The sequence below is a fragment of the Thermomicrobiales bacterium genome, assembly GCA_023954495.1.
In the GTDB taxonomy this organism is placed as follows: domain Bacteria; phylum Chloroflexota; class Chloroflexia; order Thermomicrobiales; family CFX8; genus JAMLIA01.
Genome location: JAMLIA010000138.1, coordinates 1 through 3,938, shown reverse-complemented (window position 1 = coordinate 3,938; position 3,938 = coordinate 1). Strand labels below are relative to the sequence as shown.

Sequence of the window (3,938 nt, the reverse complement as noted above, 5' to 3'; positions counted from 1 at the left end):
CCAGCGCCAGAATCCGAAGCATCACTGAATCAGCGCGCAACGTGAGCACAACACCCAGACCGATCAGGATGATGACCCACATCGTTGCGATATCGAACACGATCGAATGCATCTGCCCTCCTTTCGTGCCGACCTACGGAAAGACCTGGCGCTGATAGCGCTGGTAGAACCGATCGAGATTGTCGATAAACTGGCCCGGCTCGGCCACATCGAGAACGTGGAACACCATGACGCTGCTCTCATCCTCGATCTCCACCAATGCCGACCCGGGGATCAATGTTGTCAACCAGGTCGTCACCGCGACACCGTTTGGCGTGCGGTCGCCGATCGGCACGGCGACATAGGCGGGCTTCGCCTCGCGCCTGCCCAGGATCACGGCTGACACGTCGATGGTCCCGAGGATGATCTGGTACAGCGCAGCGCAGGCAAACGGCACGAAATACATGACGCGCCCGACGACGACGTGTGGCGTGCGGGATGAGTGATGGTAGCCGAGCAACCAGAGCAGCCCACCTGACAGGAGCAGGCCAATCACCAAATCGCCGAAGCTGACATCGCCCAGCGCGAGCAGCCAGACGCCACTCAGCAGGACGAGCCGCACGAGGAAGCCGCTCATGCGCCACCGCCCGGCAGCACCGCCGCCGCTCGCGCACTGAGCGCCAGCAACGGTTCGGGCCAGACGCCAACGGCCACGATCACGACCGCCAGCCCCAGCACGAACAAACGGCTACTGAGCGGACTGACCGACTCGTCGGCAGTCTTCATCCAGAAGCGATGCTGATAGAACTGGAACATGTAGACCAGAGACAACGCGCCACCGACGATGACCAGCACGACAAGCGCATTTCGGCCTGCATCCACGCTGGCGCGGAAGATGTCGAGCTTGCCGAAGAATCCGGCTGTCGGCGGGACGCCCGCCACGCTGAATGCGGCGACCGCGACAGATGCGCCAACCAGCCAGCCGCGCAGGCCAATGGCCAGAAACAGCACCAGCTTGTTCAGCGCATTGATGAGCGCGTAGAGCACGGCTGCTTCGAGGCCGATCTTTCCACCGATGCCGATGGCGACGAGGATGTAGCCAACCTGTCCGATCGACGACCAGGCGATCACCTCGCTCCCCGTGCGCGCACCGATCGCCTGTATCGCGCCGTAGATGATGCTCAGGCTGCCGAGCAGGATGATGCCGCCGGCCGTCAGATCCAGCTCACGCGGCAGCAGGCCGGCACCGAAGCGCAGCAGACCGTAGCTGCCGATATTGGCCAGCGCCGCGCTGAGGATCGCCGCGACGGCCGGCCATGTGTCGCGATACACCAGCGGCACCCAGGCGTGGAATGGGAAGAGGCCCAACTTCAGCCCGAAGGCAACGAAGATGAGGACGGCGGTCAGCATGACTGACCCGGACGAAGCATCGGCAGCGCGAATGGCGACGGCGTCCATATCCAGTGTGCCAGTCAGGTGATAGAGGGAAGCAATACCGGAGAGGAAGACAACCGAACCGAGCACGTTGACCAGCGTAAACGTCAGCGCCGCGCGATAGTGACGAGCCTCCGTGCCGTAGCTGGCCAGCACGAACGACGAGATCATCGCGATCTCGAAGAAGACATAAAAATTGAAGATGTCGGCGGTCATGAAGACACCGGTCAGGCCAGTCGCCATGAACAGGACCAGTTCCGGGAGTGCGCGCTCGTGAACGCCGCCGAGGACCTCGTAGACGAGCGCCGCGAGCAGGACGATGATGGAGACGAGCGCGAACGCGATGCCGAGCTCGTCAGCTCGCAGACGGATACCGACGCCCGGCCCCCAGTTTCCGGCGATCATCTCGACCGGGCCGGAGCGCCAGACACGCACCGCCAGCCAGACCCAGGCCGCCAGACCAGCGCCGAGCGCAGAGACTGCGAACCAGCCCACCCAGCGACGGCGTCCGTCGAGCGGCGAGAGCAGGAGCGCCGCGAACCAGGCGATCCCCAACGGCAGGAGCAGCAATGCGCCGTCGCTCATCGATCCTCCGTCTCCCACGTCGTCGGTGGATTCTCCGGCTCCGGCTCAACCGCCTCCGACGTCGTGCCACGATAGACCTGATAGACCAGGCCAAGGACAACAGCCGCCGTACCGAACGTGATGACGATCGACGTCAGCACCAGCGCCTGCACGAGCGGATCACTGACGGTGACGCCAGGTTCCAGCGGGTAGATCGGCTCGCGACCGCGCGTGAGGCCGGTCGATACGATAAACAGGTTCGCCGCGTTGGACATCAGGAGAATGCCGCCGACAACACGCACGAGGTCGCGCTTGACGAGCAGGTAGGCACCCGAGCCGAAGAGAACGGCGACTGCCAATGCCAGCGCCAGGATCATTTCGACTCTCCCTCCACGCCAATACCGCCGATCAGGCCGAGCAGCGATACGATGAAGCCGAACACAATCAGGAAGACCGCCACATCGAAGAGGATCGCTGTGTGCATCGCTAACAGCCCCAGGTGCGGCACGTGCTCATCTGGGCGCGGGAAGTGGGTCAGCACCGGGTAGCCGAACGCCAGCGGCGCAAACGCAGTCAGCAGCCCAAGCACCAGACCACCAAACGTGAGCCACGGCGCGTAGCGCAGGAGCGGGAACCGGTTGGCCATCTCGCGCGGCCCGACCGCCATGAACTGAACGACGACGGCAGTCCCGGCCACAACCCCGGCGCTGAAGCCGTCTCCGGCGCTGGCATAGCCCTTCACGACAAACGCAACGGCTGTCACCAGCGTCGGCGCGAGGATCAGGCGGGAGACCGTTGTCGTCAACAGCGTGCTGCTCATCGGTTCACACTCGTCTCCGTGCCGTAAACAGGGCCAGCGTACCAAGCAGAGCGATAGCGATGACCGTTATCTCTCCCATCGTATCCAGCCCACGGAAGTCCGCCAGAATCGCGGTCACGATATCGCTGGCGTGGGCCGATGGTGTCAGCGTAATGAGTTGTCGCGACATCGTCGGGTCGGGAGCCGGGCGGGACAGGACACCCCAGGCAATGGCGAAGGCAAACCCTGCCGCGAGAACGCCAATGACGCGGCCACGTCGCCGCTGCTGTATGGACTCCGTCAATTGCGTCTGGTCGATATCCCGTGGCAACAGGCTGATGACTCCCAGCAGGAGCAGCGTCATCATCGTCTCGATCAGCACGGCCACGAGCGCGACGTCCGGCGCGCCGATGAAGACGAAGACGGCTGAGATTGAGTAGCCGACCGCCGACAACGCCAGGACCAGCGACAGGCGACCGCTCGTGAACGTCGCCACCATACCCGCGAGCGCGGCGAGAGCGAGGAACAGTGCCAGCGGCCACTCATCAACCGGGAACCGGCCGACGCGATACGAAGGCCACGGCGGCGCAAACAGGATCGTTACGCCAACGAGGATCGCCGCAGCGACGAAGATCGTGCCCACCCGCTGCTGAAGCGTCTGCACCTCGTAGGCATGCAAGCGACGCGACAGACCATTGAGCGCGCCGATCACCCACGCACCGAAGCGATCTGGCCCGACATGGCGACTCGCCCGCGCGATGCGGCGGGGAATGAACGCCCAACGGGATGACGTCGCAACGAGGAGCAGCCCGGCCGCCCAGGTCGCCATCGCCATCACGTTCGGGGCTTCCAGGTTGAAGTGATAGGCAAGGTGCATGACCAGCGGGGCACGAACGCTGGCTGAGCCCGCTTCTTCCGCGATCTTGGCTGCCACGCCGGGGAAGATGCCCAGAAAGAGCACCAGCGCGCCGAGGAAGACGATCGGCACGATCATCACGAGCGGGATGCGGCGCGGCTCGGTGACAACGCGCCCAACGAAGATGCCGCCCCAGAAGCGCCAGCTGTAAGCGAACGTCAGCGCCGCGCCGGCCACAGCGAGCAGCGGAATGACGCCGCCGCGCTCGGCAGCGCCGGCGAAGAACACCTCGTCCTTGAAGAATCC

5 protein-coding genes are annotated in these 3,938 nt (G+C 64.4%); all 5 read right to left on the bottom strand.

All coding sequences use genetic code 11. The features are described from left to right. Nucleotides 1-133 precede the first annotated feature (133 nt). Nucleotides 134-616 carry a Na+/H+ antiporter subunit E gene (locus M9890_15540; protein MCO5178367.1) on the bottom strand — a complete coding sequence of 161 codons (483 nt, stop codon included), beginning with the start codon at nt 614-616 and terminating at the stop codon, nt 134-136. After that, entirely contained in the window at nt 613-1,998 is a 1,386-nt protein-coding gene (locus M9890_15535) for a hypothetical protein (GenBank protein MCO5178366.1), read from the bottom strand. Before M9890_15535 ends, M9890_15540 begins: the two co-directional genes overlap by 4 nt. Further along, complete coding sequence (locus M9890_15530; GenBank protein ID MCO5178365.1) at nt 1,995-2,354, bottom strand: NADH-quinone oxidoreductase subunit K; 360 nt, start codon at nt 2,352-2,354, stop codon at nt 1,995-1,997. The genes M9890_15535 and M9890_15530 overlap by 4 nt, the downstream gene beginning before the upstream one ends. Next, nucleotides 2,351-2,797, bottom strand: coding sequence for a hypothetical protein (locus M9890_15525; protein ID MCO5178364.1), 447 nt, complete (start codon nt 2,795-2,797; stop codon nt 2,351-2,353). Before M9890_15525 ends, M9890_15530 begins: the two co-directional genes overlap by 4 nt. 4 nt (nt 2,798-2,801) lie before the next feature. After that, a partial coding sequence (locus M9890_15520; protein ID MCO5178363.1) for a DUF4040 domain-containing protein occupies nt 2,802-3,938 on the bottom strand: 1,137 nt, incomplete at its 5' end.